Source organism: Paenibacillus silvestris, assembly GCF_009882985.1.
GTDB classification, from domain to species: domain Bacteria; phylum Bacillota; class Bacilli; order Paenibacillales; family NBRC-103111; genus Paenibacillus_E; species Paenibacillus_E silvestris.
Window position 1 is genome coordinate 37,613 of record NZ_WTUZ01000016.1, and the last position, 19,554, is coordinate 57,166.

General features: G+C 43.1%; 19 protein-coding genes. 14 read left to right on the plus strand and 5 right to left on the minus strand.

All coding sequences use genetic code 11. From position 1 onward, the window contains the following. Positions 1–6: 6 nt before the first annotated feature. A complete protein-coding gene (locus tag GQF01_RS13095) occupies positions 7–891 on the minus strand; it encodes an AraC family transcriptional regulator (protein WP_161407212.1) in 885 nt (294 codons plus the stop codon). A gap of 196 nt (positions 892–1,087) precedes the next feature. Here GQF01_RS13095 and GQF01_RS13100 point away from each other — a divergent pair, with 196 nt between their 5' ends. From GQF01_RS13100 to GQF01_RS13140, 9 genes are all read left to right on the plus strand, one after another. After that, positions 1,088–1,426: a hypothetical protein gene (locus tag GQF01_RS13100; protein ID WP_161407213.1), complete on the plus strand. Its 339-nt coding sequence runs from the start codon at positions 1,088–1,090 to the stop codon at positions 1,424–1,426. Between the two features lie 43 nt (positions 1,427–1,469). Further along, positions 1,470–2,642: an MFS transporter gene (locus tag GQF01_RS13105; RefSeq protein ID WP_161407214.1), complete on the plus strand. Its 1,173-nt coding sequence runs from the start codon at positions 1,470–1,472 to the stop codon at positions 2,640–2,642. Between the two features lie 257 nt (positions 2,643–2,899). After that, complete coding sequence (locus tag GQF01_RS13110) at positions 2,900–3,559, plus strand: ATP-binding protein (protein WP_161407215.1); 660 nt, start codon at positions 2,900–2,902, stop codon at positions 3,557–3,559. Between the two features lie 43 nt (positions 3,560–3,602). Further along, positions 3,603–4,115: an HIT family protein gene (locus GQF01_RS13115; RefSeq protein WP_161407216.1), complete on the plus strand. Its 513-nt coding sequence runs from the start codon at positions 3,603–3,605 to the stop codon at positions 4,113–4,115. Beyond that, complete coding sequence (locus GQF01_RS13120; protein WP_202556324.1) at positions 4,099–4,500, plus strand: hypothetical protein; 402 nt, start codon at positions 4,099–4,101, stop codon at positions 4,498–4,500. The genes GQF01_RS13115 and GQF01_RS13120 overlap by 17 nt, the downstream gene beginning before the upstream one ends. 36 nt (positions 4,501–4,536) lie before the next feature. Continuing rightward, positions 4,537–4,968, plus strand: coding sequence for a hypothetical protein (locus GQF01_RS13125; protein ID WP_161407218.1), 432 nt, complete (start codon positions 4,537–4,539; stop codon positions 4,966–4,968). Positions 4,969–5,160: 192 nt separating this feature from the next. Next, positions 5,161–5,727, plus strand: coding sequence for an NADPH-dependent FMN reductase (locus tag GQF01_RS13130; protein WP_161407219.1), 567 nt, complete (start codon positions 5,161–5,163; stop codon positions 5,725–5,727). A 33-nt stretch (positions 5,728–5,760) separates the two neighbouring features. After that, entirely contained in the window at positions 5,761–6,762 is a 1,002-nt protein-coding gene (locus GQF01_RS13135) for a type I glyceraldehyde-3-phosphate dehydrogenase (protein ID WP_161407220.1), read from the plus strand. Between the two features lie 183 nt (positions 6,763–6,945). Beyond that, on the plus strand, positions 6,946–7,581 hold the full coding sequence (locus tag GQF01_RS13140) for a hypothetical protein (protein ID WP_161407221.1): 636 nt from the start codon (positions 6,946–6,948) through the stop codon (positions 7,579–7,581). A 70-nt stretch (positions 7,582–7,651) separates the two neighbouring features. Here the strand turns inward: GQF01_RS13140 and GQF01_RS13145 are convergent, their stop codons facing one another. After that, a complete protein-coding gene (locus GQF01_RS13145) occupies positions 7,652–10,069 on the minus strand; it encodes a carbohydrate-binding protein (RefSeq protein WP_161407222.1) in 2,418 nt (805 codons plus the stop codon). Positions 10,070–10,146: 77 nt separating this feature from the next. Continuing rightward, entirely contained in the window at positions 10,147–11,193 is a 1,047-nt protein-coding gene (locus tag GQF01_RS13150; RefSeq protein ID WP_161407223.1) for a glycoside hydrolase family 19 protein, read from the minus strand. Between the two features lie 410 nt (positions 11,194–11,603). Here GQF01_RS13150 and GQF01_RS13155 point away from each other — a divergent pair, with 410 nt between their 5' ends. Then, the gene (locus GQF01_RS13155) at positions 11,604–12,854 is read left to right on the plus strand and encodes a hypothetical protein (RefSeq protein WP_161407224.1); all 1,251 of its coding nucleotides are present in this window, start codon (positions 11,604–11,606) and stop codon (positions 12,852–12,854) included. Between the two features lie 321 nt (positions 12,855–13,175). On the opposite strand, the gene GQF01_RS13160 is transcribed toward GQF01_RS13155, so the two are convergent. Further along, entirely contained in the window at positions 13,176–15,161 is a 1,986-nt protein-coding gene (locus GQF01_RS13160) for a hypothetical protein (RefSeq protein WP_161407225.1), read from the minus strand. A gap of 642 nt (positions 15,162–15,803) precedes the next feature. Here GQF01_RS13160 and GQF01_RS13165 point away from each other — a divergent pair. The 4 genes from GQF01_RS13165 to GQF01_RS13180 all read left to right on the plus strand — a co-directional run bounded on the left by GQF01_RS13165 (position 15,804) and on the right by GQF01_RS13180 (position 18,326). Beyond that, positions 15,804–16,295 (plus strand): GNAT family N-acetyltransferase, encoded by a 492-nt coding sequence (locus GQF01_RS13165; protein ID WP_161407226.1) that lies wholly within the window; start codon positions 15,804–15,806, stop codon positions 16,293–16,295. A gap of 114 nt (positions 16,296–16,409) precedes the next feature. Further along, complete coding sequence (locus tag GQF01_RS13170; protein WP_161407227.1) at positions 16,410–17,165, plus strand: Nif3-like dinuclear metal center hexameric protein; 756 nt, start codon at positions 16,410–16,412, stop codon at positions 17,163–17,165. Then, positions 17,162–17,728, plus strand: coding sequence for a GrpB family protein (locus GQF01_RS13175; protein ID WP_161407228.1), 567 nt, complete (start codon positions 17,162–17,164; stop codon positions 17,726–17,728). Before GQF01_RS13170 ends, GQF01_RS13175 begins: the two co-directional genes overlap by 4 nt. A 37-nt stretch (positions 17,729–17,765) precedes the next feature. Continuing rightward, on the plus strand, positions 17,766–18,326 hold the full coding sequence (locus GQF01_RS13180) for a YdcF family protein (protein WP_161407429.1): 561 nt from the start codon (positions 17,766–17,768) through the stop codon (positions 18,324–18,326). Positions 18,327–18,343: 17 nt separating this feature from the next. Here GQF01_RS13180 and mraY read toward each other — a convergent pair whose 3' ends face one another. Continuing rightward, positions 18,344–19,294, minus strand: a complete 951-nt coding sequence (gene mraY / locus GQF01_RS13185) for a phospho-N-acetylmuramoyl-pentapeptide-transferase (protein ID WP_161407229.1) — start codon at positions 19,292–19,294, stop codon at positions 18,344–18,346. Positions 19,295–19,554: the final 260 nt, after the last annotated feature.

Here is a 19,554-nt window from a genome sequence, read left to right on the forward strand (position 1 = left end):
GATTGCCTAATTGAACTGGCTTTTACGATATTGTATGGGAGTAAAGCCCGTTATCTTCTTGAAAATTCGGCAAAAGTAAGGGAAATTAGGTATGCCAACCAATGAACCGATTTGTTCGATAGATTTTGATTCTGTTTTTAGCAACCAGCAAGCTTGTCTTATTCTTCGCGCGATCACATATTCGGTAATGCTTCCCCCTGTTTCAGTCCGAAATAACCGAGATACATGATTCTTGGAAAGATGGAGTTCTTTGGCTAATTCAATTAAGTCAAAAGGTTCCGTAAAATGCTCTTCGACCCAATTCATTATTTTTTCAGCATGACTATCCGGGCGTGAAACGCCTCCAAATTCTCCAGTATGCAGCGACATTAGATAGTCTAATATGTTGAGGATTAACATGGACGCAGTCTCATGGTCTTCATCTTTCTCGTTCCAACCCATGACCAAGTCATTGAATCGCTCAAGAACACCTATCATATAAGTCGAGTCGCGCTCCTCACGGAACACTTGATTGGACATGTGTTCTTTCCATACCTGTTCAAAAAAACGAGACAGTATCGAAAAGTTTTTTAAATGAGGTGCAACGATGGAGGGCTCAAAGGTTAAAACGGTTCGTACATATGGATGTTGTAAATTGGCATCAAATTGGATACGGTGAAGCTGGAAGGGTTGTAAAATGACAACACATCCTGCCTCTAATTTGTAAATCTTGCGGTTAAGGGTCAGGGTCCCTTTTCCTTGATGGACAAATAAGACCTCAATCCCTTTATGATAATGGTAAGTAACAGGGGGACATTCAGAGGACACGGCCCTATATTTAAGTCGTATCCCTCTGTTGTTTAGAACATGAAATACTTGTGCACGTTCATCCGTTTGTTGTGTGTTTTTCAACGATGATCACCATCCAACCAGCTTTTCAAAAATATCAATTGAGTGCTATTTTGTGACTGATCGCTATAACTTTTTTGGCCAAATAGTAAGCTATAATAATAATGTCGATACCATCTAATTATACGTTGTAGTAATTATTGGTGGCAATGGTGCTTATAGAGAAAAAGGGGCGCAGACCTTCGGAGGTGGGCATAGTATGATTTTTCCCTTAGCGATTCTAGAAGAGGACGAACAGTTTGAAATGCGGGATGGAATTAAAGATATCCTGAAAGAATGCTATCAGATAACAGAAGACGAGGCGATGTTGGTTATTCAGGATAGCAGTGAAAAAGCACAAGAGTTGTTAAGGGATTATCTCCCCTATATAGACGCCATTCATGAAATTATTGGTGGAATTCGAGGTACGCTAGACAATCATATGAATCTAGTGTTTCAGAAAGAAGAAATGCCAAATCAATTAATTTATGAAGCAGCAGCGTGGCACGCATTTGAATATGTAAGATGCTACTACAAAAGAGCGGCAAATTTTGTGTAACGACGACATTTCCAGCAATAAGATGAAGAAGGAGAACAATGTGATGGCTGGAAGATCAACATATGTGTACATGTCCATGTATTACTCGCTGGTATTTATGGCGTTAGGCGCCTTCAGTAACTATATACCGATCTATTACAACAACATGCGGCTTGATCATTTCCAGATTGGTCTGCTCTCGACGGCAGGAGCGATCACCGCGATGATCGCTCAGCCACGCTGGGGATTGGCTGCCGACAGAGCAGCATCGAAAAACCGGCTGCTGCTCATAGCCCTACTGCTGACTTCTATCCTCGTTTGGGCGCTTCCGGCGGCAGGCAATCATTTCTGGTTGCTATTTATGTGCACAATTGTGTTCGGGGCCGTCCAGTGTGTGATCAACCCACTCGGCGACACGATCACGTTGGAGATTTCCCGCAAGCAGGGAATGAACTTCTCACGCATCCGTACAGCAGGATCCGTGGGTTATGCCTTGATGGCAGTTATTGCCGGCTGGCTGCTGGACCGCAATCTGAATTATATGTTCCCGTTGTTCTCAGGGCTAGTATTCATTGCCTTCCTGCTGGCATGGGGTATCCCTAAGGTGGAAGGTCATCAGAACAAGGCGAAGGTAGAACTGAAGCAGCTGTTCACTAGCAGAAAATTAGTTATGATCTATTTATACACGCTGGTTGTAAACTGTACGCTGGGCTTTTTTACTACGTTTCAAGCCGTCTACAGTAAGGAGGAGGGACTGAGCACAGCGCTAATCGGCCTTGGGGTAAGCTTAGGGTCTGTCAGCCAGTTTCCGTTCATGCTGTTTTTTCAACCACTCTATCGGAGGTTCGGGATCTTTAAAATCTTGCTTTGCTCGGGGATTATCCTTGCCGTTCGGTGGTTGTTGTTCAGCGGATCGCTAAATCCAGCCGTTTATTTGGCGACGTGGGTACTGCATGGCGGGACGTTCATGCTATTTTACTTATGTCTCGCGGAGTACGTGAATACACATGTGCCCAAAGAGTTGAAAGCAAGCGGCCAAATGATGAATTCATTGACAATGAACGCCATCAGTAAGACGGCAGGTTCGCTGTTAGGCGGACTGTACGCTGGCTGGTTCGGTATCCGTTCAGGGTTTTTGGTCTGCTCCTTCATCTGCCTTGTTGCAGTGGCGTTGTTCTGGTATTACTATAGGTCAAATGATGAGGAACCAATGGAAATTGAAGGGGCGGCGCACTAGTAGGAAAGGCTGCCAGTGGATCAACTTCTCAAGGAAGAACAGGAATGAAGCAAGATCTGTCACTAGATATAAGATTAAAACCACCCAGTTCTAGCAAAGCTAGAGTTACTTAAACGGGGTGGTTTTTTTGTATGATTGAAAAAGATTTAGCATAAGAATTGTATATCCTAATTGAAGCACAACCTTCCAGTTATTGGAGCGTAAAATGAACAGGTGCTGGTGAAAATTCCATAAGCAGCTAAAGGAGGAACAACGAAATGAAAGTTATCAGTATTGAAGGTGCAAGTGCAGCTGGCAAAACGAGTACATCAAGCTTGCTTACCTCCAAGTATAATGGTTTTCATATTCCAGAAGTTAATACATGGTGGAAACGCCCTGACCATGTTTATCCTGAATGGTTTTTCGAACGGCAGGTTAATCGTTGGGAAATAGCACGAGAAAAAATGAGAGACTATGATTTTATAGTCATTGATATTGATCTGTTCCAACCCTTCTGGTATAACTGGGCTTTCGATTTTACCCTTTTTGGAGGTCAATCCCTAGATTTTGTTGCAGATTTCTATCGAAAGCAATTTCTTGCAAAGAAAATCGGATTTCCAGATAAATACTACATATTGAGCACAAGCGAAGCGGAGCTGCGAAGACGCAAAGCAAATGACCTTACTAGAAGACGGGGAGGATTCGAACTGAATTTAGGATTTATTGAACCTCAGAAGCATTACTTTAAAGCTTTAAATGCATTCATTCCAAACTTAGTGTGTTTTATTGAATCAGTTTCAATTGATGAGAATGTGAAGCAGATACACGAATCTCTTCCTTCTCAGGTGCAGGAACATACCTACTCAATTGAACTTTTTGAATTTATGGTAGATTGGCTAAGGAAAAATAAAGCATCTGATTTCGTAAAGAGCTCTTGAGGATTGGCTGACAAGAAACCATAAAGAGAGTTGAGTGAGAAGAATGACAGCTTCATTTTCACATAAGCCCGAAGGATATGAATGTCCATTTTGTCGTGTTGTTTCGGATAGGGAGCGACCTAATCAGGGAACAAAACAAAGGGACATCATCTATCAAAATAACTATGTAACAGCATTCATAGCGAGCAAATGGTGGCCAAACAATAAAGGGCATGTTCTTGTTGTTCCTAATCAACATTTTGAGAACATTTTTGAACTCCCGGCAGATTACGCCGCTGAAATTCACCGCGCAGCTCAGCTTACAGCGTTTGCAATGAAAAGTACATATGGGTGCGACGGAATTTCTACGCGGCAACATAATGAGCCTGCAGGCAACCAAGACGTGTGGCATTATCACCTGCATGTTTACCCTAGATATGCGAACGATCAACTTTATCAAACGAAGGGCTCTCAGTCCGATCCAGATGAACGCCCTTTTTATGCTGAAAAATTACGTTCTTGGATAGATGAAAACGTTCTGACTAGGCAAGGTGATAGGTATGACGAAAATAAATAACAGAAACATAATGATAGTTTTAGTAATGTTCTTGATTTTTGCAGGCTGTACAAAGTCAAATACGGAGCAAGAACGTAATCTTAGTCAATCTGATTTGGTCGGTTCCATTAAGGTAGAAAGCTTAGGCATCGATACTAAAATAACGTATACTTTTAAAAATCAAAGTGAAAAAAAGGTGACTGTTATTGGCGGAGCAAGATATAAGTTGTTAAAAGACAATAAAGAAGTAGACGTAGGTACGGTTCCAATAAAAGATTACTTAGATTTGGAGCCTGGTCAGGACTATACAGATAGAAAGACATTTTCGAATTTGGAACCTGGCTCATACACAGTACATGTGGAATGGAATAAAACGATTGTATCCGCTGAATTTGTTCAAAACTAAAATAAAATCCGAGAAATAGCAAACAGGAGGTATATCATGCAACGAATCTCTGAAGAAGAAGCACGTTCTCTTTTTGGTATTGAGAATAAGTATGACCTTATGAATAATGGGGAGCGTAGATTCAGATTAAATTGTTCAGCGGATGGAAGTTCGTATTGTAGAACCGTAGCAGCAGAGAATGGCGCATGGCAAAATAGCCATTACCATAAGACGGTATCAGAATTATATGTTGTTCAATCAGGATGGATCGTGTATGCAGAAAAAATAGATACTAAATTGCAGATATGCTTATTAAGGGAAGGAGAGAGTGTAACAATTAAACCATTAGTTCATCATAACATCTTCTTGTCCTCGAATTCTGTCATACATACGATTAAATTCGGCTCCGCGTTAGAAAATGACTGGTTCCCCTCCTCAGAGCTAGACAGGATAACGAAACATCTGGATCCATATGAACTTTTTGCATGAAACTGACACTTGAATTGCAGATAGTTGTCATCGCTATCGAGAAGTAGTTATTGACAATTATCTCAAAATCAATTATCTTAAATTTAAGATAGTTTTCACGATGACTACCGTGGGTATCCTACTTGAAAGTTATCCTACTCAAAAATGGAAACTATTGTATGATTATAGGAGAATGAATTCTGGAGGTGGCTAATGTCAAAAAGAATAGGGATTATTGTAGGAAGTTTGAGAGAAAATTCGTTTAATCAAATGATTGCGAATACGATTCCAGAACTTGTAGATACGGCAGAATATGAATACGTATCGATTGCTAATCTTCCCTTGTATAATGCGGATTTGGATCATGGTGATGGGCCAGATTCAGTTAGGCATTATCGCGAGGTGATTCAAAAGACAGATGGTATCATCATTGTTAGCCCAGAGTACAACTCAGGAATACCGGGTGTATTGAAAAATGCGCTGGATTGGGCATCGACACCAACCAAAACGGCTGTCTTAATTCATAAGCCTGCAGGTGTGATAGGCGCAACACCTGGCGCTAAAGGAACGATTCTTTCACAGCAGCAGATCAGGCAGACGTTGGATGCCACGCTCTCACACGTTATGCCAGCTCAAAAAATGTATATTTCTCAAGTCATGGATAAGATTGATTCAAATACTCGTAAGCTCACAGATGAAACGACCCGCAAATATTTGCAGCGTTATGTTCAACAATTTATGCAATGGATTGACCAGGTACAGTGGCTGAATAAGCAGTAATGATTAACAAATCTAATTTATTTGGAGGCTATTATGGGTAAAATTGCGCTTTTTGGATTTGGACGTATCGGAAGACAGCTCCTTCGGGCGGGATTACTACAAAATTTGTTTGTCCCATTTTCCATCTCAGATATTAAAGACGAAGGTACGCTTGCTGCACTTTTTGAAGTGGATACAAACTACAAACGTTGGCATGAGAAAGTATCGGGCCAGGAAGGCTCAATTGTAATAGGGGACCGGGAGATTCGATATTTAAATTCGGCCAGCCAATTGCCAAATTGGGGTGAGTTAGGCGTTGACTTGGTCATTGATTGTACGGGGCGCGCCGTTACACGATCGATAGCGGAGATGCACTTGGAGCGAGGCGCCAAAAGAGTGCTTGTCAGCGGGCCGAGCAAAACTTTAGAAGACTGCGACGCAGTCTTACTTAAAGGAATTAACTTAGATAGCTTCGATCCAGAAAAGCATAAAATTATTAGCATGGCGAGCTGCACAACCAATGCGCTTGCACCGGTAGTCAAGTTAGTCAGAGAAAACTATGGCATTCAATACGGTCTATTCTCCACCGTGCACTCCTATACGAATACGCAATCGTTAACGGATCAGCCGATGAAGGATCGCCGGGATTCATGGGCAGCTGCCGAGAACATCATTCCGTCGTCCTCAGGTGCAGCCAAAGCTTTGAAATTCATCTGGAGTGACCTGCAAATTACAGGCAAAGCCTACCGTATTCCGACCCGTACCGGAAGCATTGCGGAACTTAATCTGATCACGGAGAAACGCTGCACGGTTCAAGAGATTAACGATATGTTTCGGGAAGCCGCAAGAGAAGGTGAGTTAAAAGGCGTTCTTGATGTTTTGGAAGGGGAATGGGCGTCATCTCGTATTGTGGCTGATCCACATTCCTCGATTATCGACTTGCCTTTAACGCAAGTACAAGGTGAACTATTATCCGTCGCTACCTGGTATGACAATGAATGGGGTTATGCTTCTCGGTTGGCAGAGGTAGCCGCCTATCTTGCTGCAAGGTCATAAGCGGAGTCAACAGCGCATGCTTGTTTTCTATTTCACAATAAAGGGCCAAGAAGATTATTACTTCTTGGTCTTTTTTTTGTTTCCGTTATTTGGGTAAAAAGGAGAAACTTTCTTTAGGGAGGAGAGTCTGATAAATGTAACCGTTTGTATATTGGTACTCTCAAAGCATTGGAGGCGATGATATTGAAAAATTATCGAACCATTTTATACTTGGTCATTATGATGTTTTCAATTTTATTTATACTCAGTGGTTGTGACAACGAAACTAAAAATGCAAAGAAGATAGCTTACATTTCAACAACAAAACATTCACAGTACGCAAAGACATTTACTGATCTGCACCTCGGAATTATATATGATTTCAATTTGAGATTAACAGAAGCCGATAAAAGTTGGGTAACGCTTTGGGTAGAAGGTTATGAAAATGGTGAAAAAACCGAGCCTTTCCGGTTGATTGAACTTTCTTATGGGTTAAACCCTACCTCTGTCTCAGAAGGTCCAATGGGGTTAGGTATAATTAATCCCCAAATGGAGGATTTTTCACTCTTTTTGTATTCTACTGGGGCTTCCATTCCCCCGCATGCAATTAAAAACATATTAAATTCAAAAGGTGTAGGGGCAACCAGCTGGTCCTATGCAATTGGTGATGAAGTAGAGGGATTAGAAGAGGGGGAAACGAAAGTTTTAGGCGTTTACCGACAGGCAGTGAATTCTTTTCGAACATATGATTATCAGGATACAAATGACGTAACAAAGATGATAAATGAGGATACAGCTGATCTATTACTGAAAATTAAAGTGGATAGAAAAATGAAATAGCCAGTCGCCGATATCTTTGGCGACTGGCTGTTTCATTTTTCTCAGACTAAAACGTACCGAGTTTTGCGATTTATTTTATTAACAACTCAAAATCATCGAACGCTGCCCAGTTGCCCGCATTCGCGTCGCTCCAGACACCAATCTCAATCCGGCCATTAGTTACCTTGACGTTATCTATTGTGTATTTCGTATAATTAACGACGGGATTGCTTCCGATAACGGCTTGAACTTCCGCTGCGCCATAATTTTTCGCGAATAGATGTAGTGCTTTATGTCCGCCGCCCGATCTAGCCCATACGCTGACGGAATAAACGCCGTTTGGAACGGTCAGTGATTGAGACGTAAGTTGTTGATAGGCTCCAGCTAACCAATGAGTCAGCTTATTGCTGCCTGTGTGCGGTTTGTCAGCATCGACTTTACACGCTGATTCAGCACCGCTATGCCACTCCGTCCAACCCTCTAAATTCCCCGTTTCAAATCCCGAATTCTTGATCAGATTTGCCGGTTTTTGGGGAGTAGGCTGGCCATTTACAGGCTGTTGATTCGTAAATTGCATCCAATTTAAGTTGAATCCCGGCCCTGCAGCGTGTAAACGTAACTTGTTCTGGCCTGCACTAAGATTTACTTCGCCACTCACAGTTTTCCATTCTTGCCATCCGCCAGTATTAGGCACGGAAATAGTGCTTAACACCGTATCTCCTATTTTCAGCTGGATAGATCCCGTATCAACTTGACTCGCCACATTTAGCTCTACTTTATAATTCCCAGCAGCAGCTACATTCACAGCGTAGTCCATCCAATCGCCTGCGTCGATCCATCCGACATTCAACCCACCGCCGACAGCCTTGGTGTTCTCAAGCTGCACACCACTCATTGCACTGTATTGCTCAGCTTCAATTTTGCCAGGAATCGGCGTATAGATAACAGGGGGCACGCCACCGCTTCTCTTTTGCTTTTGATCCAAATATAGCGACTGTGGAGTCAGATCTCCTCCAGTTCCAACGCCCTCGACCAAGTCCTGTGGCGCTGAACGCTCCGTAGACGGTACATTGTACTCTACACCACTAGCTGCACCACGGGTGCCAATCACATAGCCACGACCGAATTGTTTGGATTTAACGATTGCCGACTGCCCAGGGGCGTATGCGACTCCGTTCGTATTCCAAATGACGGATTGCGATGTGGTCCAACCATGCTCCACGGTTCCATAAGGCCGATAAACGGCTTCAATAAAATCGCCATTCATAGTCATATTGTCGAGTAGATTCGCCATGCTTAAATACATATGAAAATCTGTTGCTAGACGCGGTTGGTTCGACGTACTATTGTGAATGACATTACCGCTTGTCCACATGTATTGGAACGTAAAGCTATGTCTTCCTAAGGAAGCCGTAGCATGCTGTACCAGGTTATCTTCGCCCTGCATTAAGTAGAGATACCCATTCCCGCCTTCTCCTCTATACTGCGGTTTCTGCAAATGCGTGTTCTGAACCGTTATCGTGCGGGACTGATACAAAACAATACCATGAGACAGTAAATGCAAATCACTTGTGTTGGACGAAGGTTTGAAGCTATCTACCTGATCAATCCAACTATTTTTGACATTTGATAAACCAATCGCTTTCGAGCCGTGTACTTCATAGGCGGCAGTTCCAGGCTTCTTGTAATCCAGATCTCCCCAGCTAGAGCCTGTATGCTGCTTCATACCGATGGATAATTGCTCAATTCCGATTTCCGACAGCATTTCTCCTACTTTATATACCCGTGCCTTGTCCCGTGCCTTCAACGAATAACGAATTGGAATATCGACCGTCAGCGTATTGGCTGCAGGGTCAATTGCCGTGATTTTACGGTAAAAAGAAGGTCCTTTTACAGCCCCGGTGTTCCATTTTCCTGCCATCCCATGTTCAGCGATAAACGCATCTGTAGCATCAGAATGCAGTACGATAAAATCATTCGCGCTGTATCCACTGACACTGCCTACAGGAATAACGGTTGCCAGAGGGTTTACGTCGCCTCGGATCGACGTTGGGGCATTTGTCGGCGTATGCCAGTCAGCGGAATGGGCTGGCGCTACGCGAATGACGGATTTTTCCCGCATATTCGGTGTGTCATTGTAAATGAATGTTGCGGTTTTACCAGCACCCCGCAGTACAACATTGTTATTATTAATCCACAAAGCACTCGAACTCGTTCCTTGGGGGTGAACACGGTATGTACCTGCGGGTAAATAAACGACACCGCCTCCAGCAGCACCAGCCGCATTGATCGCATTTTGGATGGCTACCGTCGAATCTGCTTTACCACTCGCGTCTGCTCCATATTGCGTAACGACATTATAGACGGAGCCTGGCGGCGTTAATGGAATCTGCTTTTCGCCTCTCCAATAACCTGCATAAGAAAAATCTTGAAGAAAGTTTCCTTGGGTATCTGTATACCCTAATGTCCAATTATCTGGATATAGTGAGCTGCGCCATGTTTGAGCCATTGTAGTACCGCTTTCTCTTGCCTTCAATGCAAGATGTAATAGGATAACGTGAATAGGAGTTCAAATTATCAAACGTTTTAGCAAGAAAGTTGGTTGCCTGGACTAACACCAAGAATGGTGCAAATTTTCTTGTATTGCTCAACTCGGTTAGGCACTGCGCCCCCGCCTCCACGATTGCACTCCAGTGCACCGTTAATGGTACGGATGGTTTCGCCGAATCCTTTAGATTGAACCATGGCATTATGACATGTCATAGAGCCAGCACCTGTCTGTGTGTTCCAGAACCAGAGAGCTGTTTTCATCGCAACGGCTGGGTCTTGAGCAACTAAATCTGGATTCGAAAGTAGTGGAAGGCCAAGTGCCTCACCAGCAGCTCCGTAGTTATAATTCCAGCTGAGTTGCAGTGGACCACGACCATAATATTGCTTGCCAGGAACGACTTTATATTTGCTGTTATAGTCGAAATAGTGATTATAGTTGGCCTTGTTAGCCTCCACGATATGATACAGACCGCCTGTCTCATGATGGATGTTGGCAAGGAAAGCGGCTGCTTCTTGACGTTCAATTGTATGGCCGCCTGTTTTGGAGAAAGCAGGGTAAGCGCTAGTAGCAGCAACTAATCCGGCATAGGTGTAGAAATGGTTACGACCGGCGAAAATTTGGTTGAATTGCTGCTCAGTTACTACGAATCCGTTAGAAGGCTGCGGGGGAGGTGTGACTGGATTCTGATTTTGCCCAGCAGAAATCACGAATTCTTCCCAGCCCGATGCAGAGGGCCTATTCGCATAAAGAACACCATCCAGGTTCATATCAGCGCATACGTAAAGATTGTTAGCTACGGCTTGTAAGGCGATCTTTCCATTGCCTCTATCAACTTTTTTGAATTTCTCCCAAGCTTGAATCGTTGTTGCTCTTGCAATCAGTTTCGTATTTTCATTCAAATCAGCCGTAACGTATTTGTTATTGGCAGAGGATAGGAAAGAGATCGTACCATCTGAGTTATTAATGATATCAAAGGTTTCCCAACCCTTGGCCGTCGTTCGATTGGCAATTAGTGGACTAGCACCTTGATCTTCAGCTGAGACATAGTTGTTAGTAAATGCGGATTTAATGACAGATAACATGAGTAAAACCTCCTATTGTTGGAATGAAAGAGTAGCAGCATCGAATCATGCTGTTGAGCAGTAGTACTTCAACTTCACCGCCTTCTGCTTATGGTAAAGCTATTGTAGGTTCTGAATTCTTTTAATACAAATAATAAAATGTGGAATAATTTATCATTAAATTTATGGGAAATAAAAATTTTATTTCAAATAAGTCGATTCTCCTAGGTGAAAATAGGCTTGTGCCAGCGGAAGTGATCTTAAAGTCACTATTAAAGTAGGTCAATGGGTATGGGGGCGAAAACGCACATACTCAAGGGCTCGTCATACTGGCGCCGTCTTAACAAAACCTTCAAAATACAGCGAGTAACTTTTTGCATATCCGACCGTCTATTCTTAAAAGGAAATATTTGGATGATGGGGGTTTGCGAATGAGAAAAGTTGTTATGAGCCTATTAGTGGTGTCTTTATTTTTTAGTGGACTATGTTTTATGGGCAAACAAGCAATGGCTACAATCGATGTAATGGCAAATAGACAGTTAGTTATCCTTGCGGATACGCAATTACTTGACGACTATAGAAAACCAAATTCAATCGTTGGCTCGATTTCTGGTATGCAAATGGTGGAAATAGCTTGTGGCTTTCAAGATTCGAAGTGTTTGGCTAAAACTGGAGACATAGAATACATACAAATTAAAACTTGGATGGGAGACAAATGGATCAAAGATGACGACAAAATTACGGCTGGCGGCTACTGGGAGACTGATCGGGTGATTACAATCGTTGAAGACATGAAGCTGTATGATCAGCCTAATGCTGGCATTTATACAAAGGATACTCCGCCCGTAGAGACAATAACGCCGCAAAAGGTTCATGTAACAGCTAAGTATCAGGATTTGTATAAAGGAGCTCATACGGCAAGATCCATGTTTGAAGCACCCAAATGGTATCGCATTTCCACCGAAGAAGGAGAAAAGTGGATAGAAAATCCGTTTATTCCCGAAGACTACCAGAAGATAGAGATACCAAGTGACAGGATTATAAAGCTGACAGGGAGCGAGACTCTTTACGATTATCCACATGAGATTGCTGGAAAAGGTATTCAAGCGAAGCAAGGAGTAGTTCAAGCTGTTGCTTATTGTTTTTACGCAGTGCCAATTCAGAATGATGTGTGGTATAAGATACAAACAGATGACGGAACGCTAAAGTGGGTAAGGGCATTTCCTATCTCTGAAAATGAGAGCGGGCCGTTGATGGCGTTTAATTTAGCTAACGAAAAAATTACCCTTCGAACCGCCACGCGATATTTCGACATCGATGGAGATGCAAGCCGTAGTCTGCAAAACTGGCTGCAGCCAGGATCCTATGTGGCAGACAAAATAAACAACGGGTGGGCGCGTGTGCAAACTCCATTCGGATGGAAAGTGGTTAATCTGGATAGAGCGCCACTTGAAAGACCACAGGGTATTACGGAAGCAAAAGAATTAGTAAAATTAACCCCAGACACAATAACTTACTATTTTCCGTTGGCGGGGGAGATCCTCCATGGTGCGGGCACTTTCAACGATCAGGAAGCTCTCTCTTTTGAGAAGTGGATTTCTCCGCAGGGGATCGCTTGGTATCATATTTCAACTTATAGCGGCATCGTGTGGGTACCAGAAAAGCCTATTACACAGGATTAAAGATCTATAGAAGAGGCGATCCCAAAAGATTCGAAAAAGAGGCGATCCCTCGGTCATTGGATGACTTGGGACAGCCTCTTATTTATGGAGCGGAATCAAATAGCGGGAGAAACTCCCTTTAAATCTAGAGGTTTCCGCCACTTTAACCCAATAACTGGAAAAACTCCTGTTATTTCGCTCCTTTACCCTGTTTCGAAGCTCAATCGTCTGCATTAACAGGAGAAATTCCATTTATTTATGTCTGCAGCTGTTTGAATGGACGATTTAGCGGTATTAATTCCAGTTAATGTAAAAATTTCCTCCCAAAAACCCCGAAATGTTTTACTTGGCAGCGGGAGCCGTTACCTCCCAGTCTTTCTTATAAACGATACGCTCTCCAACTTTGATTTCAACCGACAGGGGATTGCTTCCCGGTTGTAGAGGGACGTCCAGCGTCACGTCAAAGACGTCTACATTCATACCGAGCCCATAAAGGCGCTTTACTGCCGCTTGGTAGGCTTCTGCCGGATCGCCTGCAGCGGCATCGCGCCGTTTCACGAGGATCGTCATTTCGGCGGACTGCGTTCCTGCTTCCATATAGGTGTTCTCGTACATCAAGCCCGAGAGCAGCAAGCGATTGCCGTCGACCGCCGCAGGCAAGGTGAAACCGGCAATCTCATATTCACGGGAGCTTAGTACAATATGCTTCTCGCCAAAAGCGACTTTGTCGTTATAAATCGTGGAAGCGCCGAAGAGCTGGCGGACTTCCGCTAAGCCGAGCAGCGGAGGGAGCTTCGCATCCGATGCCGGCGCTGGCGCTGCAGCGAGATTTACTTCGCTGATCAGTGTGCCTTGCCAGAACGTCTTCGCCGTTTGCTCCCCAGCCTTGATCTGGAAACCGTACCCTGCTGTGTGCATGAACGACCACCAGCCGTTCGCATCAGGACCGGTCAGCTTGAACTGGTATTGTTTCGCCAAGAAGTCCGCGCTGAGCTGAGGCTCGCCATTCTGCAGATGACCGATGGTGTCGGTGCCGAATGTAAAAATGCCTGCATCATTGTGATAAAAGGCGCCTTGATACCGCACTGCCGAGCGAATCTGAGCATCGTTCTCGCGGCCCTTCAGGGTGATATTGTCTTCTAAGGGTAGAATCTGCACCCACCCTTCGCCGACGAAGGAGTTGATTTTGTACCAACGCGTCCCGTCCGGAGCGCTCCAAGCAGCAAGTGGCTGCAAAGTTTGCGGACCAATTTGCCCGTTTTTCAGTGGAATCCCGCTGTTGGGAAAACGCATAATGAGCGTTGTTCCATTATGTAGCACGATAGATTCTGTATCGTCGGACGTTTCTTCCGGTTCGGAATAAGACGGGCTGAACCAGCCCTCTGCTTGATCGTTCTGCACATGGTACCAGTTTTCATGGGTCATGAAGCCATCGTCATTCACCGTCGTTTCAATAACGTTCAAATTGCCGGGTGGAAGTTCCGAGACGATATCTGAATAGGCAGAAGGATACTTGAACAAGGCGTAAGGCTTCGTCCGCTTGATCGTCTGCTGGCTTGCCTGAACCAGCATGCCAGGGCCGTATGCCCACTTCGTACCATGCTCCGTTTCGAAGCTGTAAGTGCTGCCGAGCAGAGAGCGAAACTGGCCGGTTTGCCGAACGAATATGTTCGTAAGCAGTCCATCGCTCGGCTCCGTAATGACGTGTAGAAAAGGCGAATTCTGATAGTTAACGCCTGGATAAAACGCCAAATTGTTCATCTCTGTATAGATGCCAATTTCATCGAGATGCAGGTGGATCCATTGATCCCCGAGCCAGGTTGTGTGAATTTTGAGCCAGTGCATCGGATTGTAGTTTGGTTCCGCTGGTCGGTACCAGTTCTTCTCTGCACCGACGACCGTAACGTCCTGCGGCGATAGCGAGGCCGTAGGTCTAGCGGCCTCCGAGGGGCTGGCGTAGAGCGACGTTTCCGTCATCAAGTGAATCGTTTGGGGCGGAGGCACTTCAATTTGCCAAGGAGCGGTCTTGACCCAGCGGTCGCCGACATCGGTATGTATTTTCCACCAATTATATGCCCCCGACCAATGCGACTCCGCTTCGATAACGTTGACCGTTTGCGGGGCGAAAGTGCCTTCTGGGTCGTTTTTGAGCGTGTTCGGAATGACATAGTAAGGCATGTTTTCCAGGAATGTAAGTGTCTTTGGGATATAAATGCCATCTGCCGGTTGCGTCAGCGTATCCGCATATTCCGATGCGCTAGCGCTGGAGGTCAACAGCACGAACGGGATTGCAGCGCTTGCCGCGATGAGAGTTGCTTTTCTCCACATGACGTCGGTCTCCTTTTGGATCGAATTTTCAATCATCTAGTATATTCTACTAATAAATGTTTCGTAAGTTGTGGTGATGATTCCGAATCGGCCTAACCCACTTCAATAATATAGAAATGACGCAAGGCAATGCCAGATGATATAATCAATTTGCTTACTAGTTAGATACCAATAAAATATCTGAGGAGTTGTCTACTTCTGAAAGAAATAATCTGCGGCCACTGCGCTCAAGCAAACGAATATAGCATCGAATTACGGATATCTATAGCACTGTCATTGAAGAGAGGGCTTCCATACACTTGTAGTCAATGTTCTCAAGGCATCCTATTATTGCATTATGGTACCCGACTTGAAGAGGAATTCGAAGAAAACATCGTTTCTAATTCCTTCCCCGAAAACGTTATTAATCGAGATGAAGTTTCAATAAAAGCAGATTCTAATCCCGTGGAGCAACTTGATCTTTTTTCTCTATAGGAAGGATCAGATACTTGAAAATTATGTATTAACGTATTGTTTACGCAATACGATAGTTAAGGAGCTTGCCTTGCGGCGGCTCCTTTTTTCATTGGAGTAACGGGGAGGACTGTTGAATCATAGTTCATAATTAGTCTCTTTTTTAATATATTAAATGAGGTGATAAAAATGGGTGGAAATGGTGATATCAGAATTCTTTCTCCTATGAGTGCAAGCGACGTGGTATGGCTGAAAGAACAGTGGTTGCTGTGGGGCGGCGATACTGTAATATCTAAGGGCAAGACTCATCATGTTCAGGACTTGGATGCCTTCATCGCCTGGGTAGGTGATGTTCGTGTTGGAGAAGTTACCTATCGACTAGGATTACATGATTGTGAGTTGGTAACTATAAATTCGACTTTACAAGGCATACGCGTAGGAAGTAAGTTGATTTCCAAAGTGGAAGAGACGGTAAAACAATTAGGGAGAAATCGTATTTGGATCATAACAACAAATGATAATGTGGATGCGTTAAGATTTTTTCAACGGTGTGGGTATCGAATAATTGCCATCCATCAAAACGCAGTTGACGAGGCAAGGAAGGTGAAGCCAACTATCCCCAAAGTGGGTTATTACGATATACCGATTCATGACGAGATTGAACTCGAAAAAATACTATGATTATCAATCGACCCTCACTTAGGTGCATGGGGTCGATTTTTTGCCATTCATAAAGAGGAAAACAGGCTACCCAAAAGAATACAGTTAAATAAAGGAAATTAAGGGGGGCTTGAAGTGGAAAGTACGCAGTTTAAAAAGGCAATTGAATTAACCTTTGGTGATCTGATCACACAATTTGAAGAAGGTGAAGAATTTGCTTTTTACGAATATGGTCCAAAAGTAATGACTCGAGTTGGATACTCTACAAATATCTCTCCCCAAATTGTCAAACAAGCTGCGAAAAATAAAGTGGATTTAATCATTACACATCACGATGCATGGGATTTCGTTTTTGGGATGAAAGAGCAATGTCACTCTCTTCTCAAGGAATTTGGGATTAATCATTTCTTTGTTCATTTGCCTCTTGATTATGCGGAATTTGGTACATGTAATTCACTATTTAAAGCACTAGGAGTAAGCCATCTTATCCAAAATTCCACTCATCATGAAGGTGGGAGTCTCCCAGGAATCGGAGAATTGATGGTTCCTCTAACTTTTGAAGAATTTAGTGAAAGAATAAGCATGGCATTAAATGAAGATATAAAGTCGTGGAAAAACTCGGAGAACCTGATAAAGCGAGTTGGTATCATCACTGGAGCAGGTAACTCAACAGTAAATATTCGTGATGCTTTTCATGCAGGGTGTGATGTTTATATAACGGGTGAAAAGACTTTGTATTCCGTGCAATACGCACAGTTTATTGGATTGAACTTAATTGTTGGAAGTCATACCTTTACAGAAATCTTTGGTGTAAGGGCACTAGCAGACAAAGTGAAAGAATTGTTTAGTTATTTAGAGATTGTTGAATTAGAAGAAGGACATTTTGAATGATTTCACATGGTGGGGAGGAGAAAAAATTGGGTGTGGATGAAGAGATAACCATTTGCAATTATGATTCTGACTGGCTTCGATGGTATACAGAAGAAGTTTCTTCGTTGTCTTCCGTTTTTGGTCCTGATGTTCCCATTGAACATTTTGGCAGCACATCTGTTCCTGGCCTGGCAGCCAAACCTATAGTTGACATACTCGTTGGCATCTCTAATTTCCCGCACATCCCGACATCACAAGCTCAAGGATTAGAAGATTTAGGATATGAGAATCTTGGAACTGCCGGGGTTCCTTGTCGAATCTATCTTCGTAAGCGCGGTAGCCGTTCCTTTAATATAGCCATAACTCAATATAAGTCAGAGTTATGGCGTGATAATCTGATCTTGAGGGACTATCTGCGTAATAACCATAATGAAGCTCGGCAGTACTCCGAACATAAGCTAGAAGCTTACCAGAAAGGCTTCCGCACGCTATTGGCCTATTCAGATCACAAATCAGAACTTGTTTTAGAACTTCTCAATCGCGCTAAGAGATTGCCTATACGGAGTGTTGATGAAGATGTTTGAATTCGACCATAAAGAATTTCATAATCAGGGGGGTTTTATGCCTTTTCCATTCGACTGTATTAGCGATTTTATGTTTTTCGAAACGGAACTTGCCCAATCAGATGTTATTTTAATTCCAGGGGCTAGCCATCCTCAACTAATGGAAAGAGCTTCCATGTTATATCATCAAGGCATCGCCCCATTTATACTACCTTCAGGTGGCTCTACTCCGCATGTTGAAACAACGGAATGGGACTATCTGAGAAAAGTTGGAATGTCATTAGGAGTACCTTCGGAGTCAATTTTAAAAGAAGATAAAGCGACGAATACTTTTGAAAATGCACGTTTATCACTGGAAGTATTACAACAACAAGGGATTTGCCCCAGACGCGTTGTTTTAGCCTGTAAAAATTATCACGCTCGTAGAGCGCTTTTAACGTATCAGTTCGTTTTTCCAAGAGAAACTGTTTTTTATGTAAGCCCAGTCATAGACAAAACAGGAACTTCCAAAGATAACTGGTTTAAAGATGAAGTGAAAATAAATTACGTAATGAATGAGTTGGAAAAGGTTGGGAAATATTTCAGATCTGCCATACACGTATTGGGATCGAATAGCTAGTCTCATAGACCTTTCAGCTAGAGAACATATTTCCAAATAAGCCAACACATAAGAGCAGATACCCAAGAAATAAAACCGAAGATCATGACAATCTTATTCTCGCTCCAGCCATATTTTAAACTGAAATGATAATGAATTGGTGCCATTTTGAAGAGTCGCAATTTCGTGCGTTTATAGTACCAGACTTGTAAAATAACTGAGAATTGCTCAGCCAGATAAACGGAAAATAGGATCGGAATTAATATCTCTACCTTCTCAATAATCGCTAAGATAGAGAGTGAACCTCCAATGGCAAGCGATCCGGTATCGCCCATAAATGCTTTGGCAGGGTAAATGTTATAGAAGAATAATCCGAGCAGGCAGCTAATCATGACGAGTGAAAATAGTTGTACTTCTTGCTTATTCGAGATTAGAAAAAAGAAAAAGTAAGTGGGAATGGCAACATTAATTAATAGCCCGTCAAGACCATCTGTAAAATTGATAGCATTAGCCGATCCAACCACAAAAAATAACATGATAATTATGTACGCATAAACTGGCAAATGAAGCTGATAACCACTGAACAAAGAGATATCGCTCGTTAGTTTAAATGAATGGAACAATACGATGAGCAGAATTCCGGCAAATGCGAATTGAAACACTAATTTTGTCCGTCCCGAAATGCCCGATGGATCTTGATATGCTGCCTTTTTGAAATCATCGATAAAACCAACGGAACTGAATAAAAGAAATGAAGCGCACAAAAAAAGCATCAATGGTGCAGGGTGAAATTGCAAGGACGTTGCAATGCCTATAAGTAAAATAAGGCCAGCCATCAGCGGTGTCCCGCGCTTGGCTTGATGGTCGGGGGGGAGTTGGGCGCGGATTGGTTGCGTAAGTTTCAGTGTGCGAAGCACCCATATGAGCAGTGGAGTAAATAATGCCACAAGCAAAAAAGAAAGACCCGATATTCCGAATATCCCAAGCATTCTGAGAGCTCCTTTCCCTTGTCCAAAATGAAAAACATTAACATTCTGTTACGCGTCTAAAGCTACTTTACATAAAGTTTTAAAGGCAATAAAGAGAAGGTTTGGAAGGGGGTTTTTCATATTTTTAGTACGAGTCGTTGGGCTCCAAAGAGGGGTGTGCTCATGCTAACTGGAAAAACTACCGCTAAATCGTGAGTAACACAGCTTCAGGCATGAATACATGGAATTTCTCCTGTTAATGCGGACGATGGAGCTTGGAA

Coding starts and splice junctions, on each gene's coding strand:
- GQF01_RS13100 (WP_161407213.1), top strand. CDS start 1,088: ATGATTTTTCCCTTAGCGATTCTAGAAGAGGACGAACAGTTTGAAATG.
- GQF01_RS13105 (WP_161407214.1), top strand. CDS start 1,470: ATGGCTGGAAGATCAACATATGTGTACATGTCCATGTATTACTCGCTG.
- GQF01_RS13110 (WP_161407215.1), top strand. CDS start 2,900: ATGAAAGTTATCAGTATTGAAGGTGCAAGTGCAGCTGGCAAAACGAGT.
- GQF01_RS13115 (WP_161407216.1), top strand. CDS start 3,603: ATGACAGCTTCATTTTCACATAAGCCCGAAGGATATGAATGTCCATTT.
- GQF01_RS13120 (WP_202556324.1), top strand. CDS start 4,099: ATGACGAAAATAAATAACAGAAACATAATGATAGTTTTAGTAATGTTC.
- GQF01_RS13125 (WP_161407218.1), top strand. CDS start 4,537: ATGCAACGAATCTCTGAAGAAGAAGCACGTTCTCTTTTTGGTATTGAG.
- GQF01_RS13130 (WP_161407219.1), top strand. CDS start 5,161: ATGTCAAAAAGAATAGGGATTATTGTAGGAAGTTTGAGAGAAAATTCG.
- GQF01_RS13135 (WP_161407220.1), top strand. CDS start 5,761: ATGGGTAAAATTGCGCTTTTTGGATTTGGACGTATCGGAAGACAGCTC.
- GQF01_RS13145 (WP_161407222.1), bottom strand. CDS start 10,069: ATGGCTCAAACATGGCGCAGCTCACTATATCCAGATAATTGGACATTA.
- GQF01_RS13150 (WP_161407223.1), bottom strand. CDS start 11,193: ATGTTATCTGTCATTAAATCCGCATTTACTAACAACTATGTCTCAGCT.
- GQF01_RS13155 (WP_161407224.1), top strand. CDS start 11,604: ATGAGAAAAGTTGTTATGAGCCTATTAGTGGTGTCTTTATTTTTTAGT.
- GQF01_RS13160 (WP_161407225.1), bottom strand. CDS start 15,161: ATGTGGAGAAAAGCAACTCTCATCGCGGCAAGCGCTGCAATCCCGTTC.
- GQF01_RS13165 (WP_161407226.1), top strand. CDS start 15,804: ATGGGTGGAAATGGTGATATCAGAATTCTTTCTCCTATGAGTGCAAGC.
- GQF01_RS13175 (WP_161407228.1), top strand. CDS start 17,162: ATGATTTCACATGGTGGGGAGGAGAAAAAATTGGGTGTGGATGAAGAG.
- GQF01_RS13180 (WP_161407429.1), top strand. CDS start 17,766: ATGCCTTTTCCATTCGACTGTATTAGCGATTTTATGTTTTTCGAAACG.
- mraY (WP_161407229.1), bottom strand. CDS start 19,294: ATGCTTGGGATATTCGGAATATCGGGTCTTTCTTTTTTGCTTGTGGCA.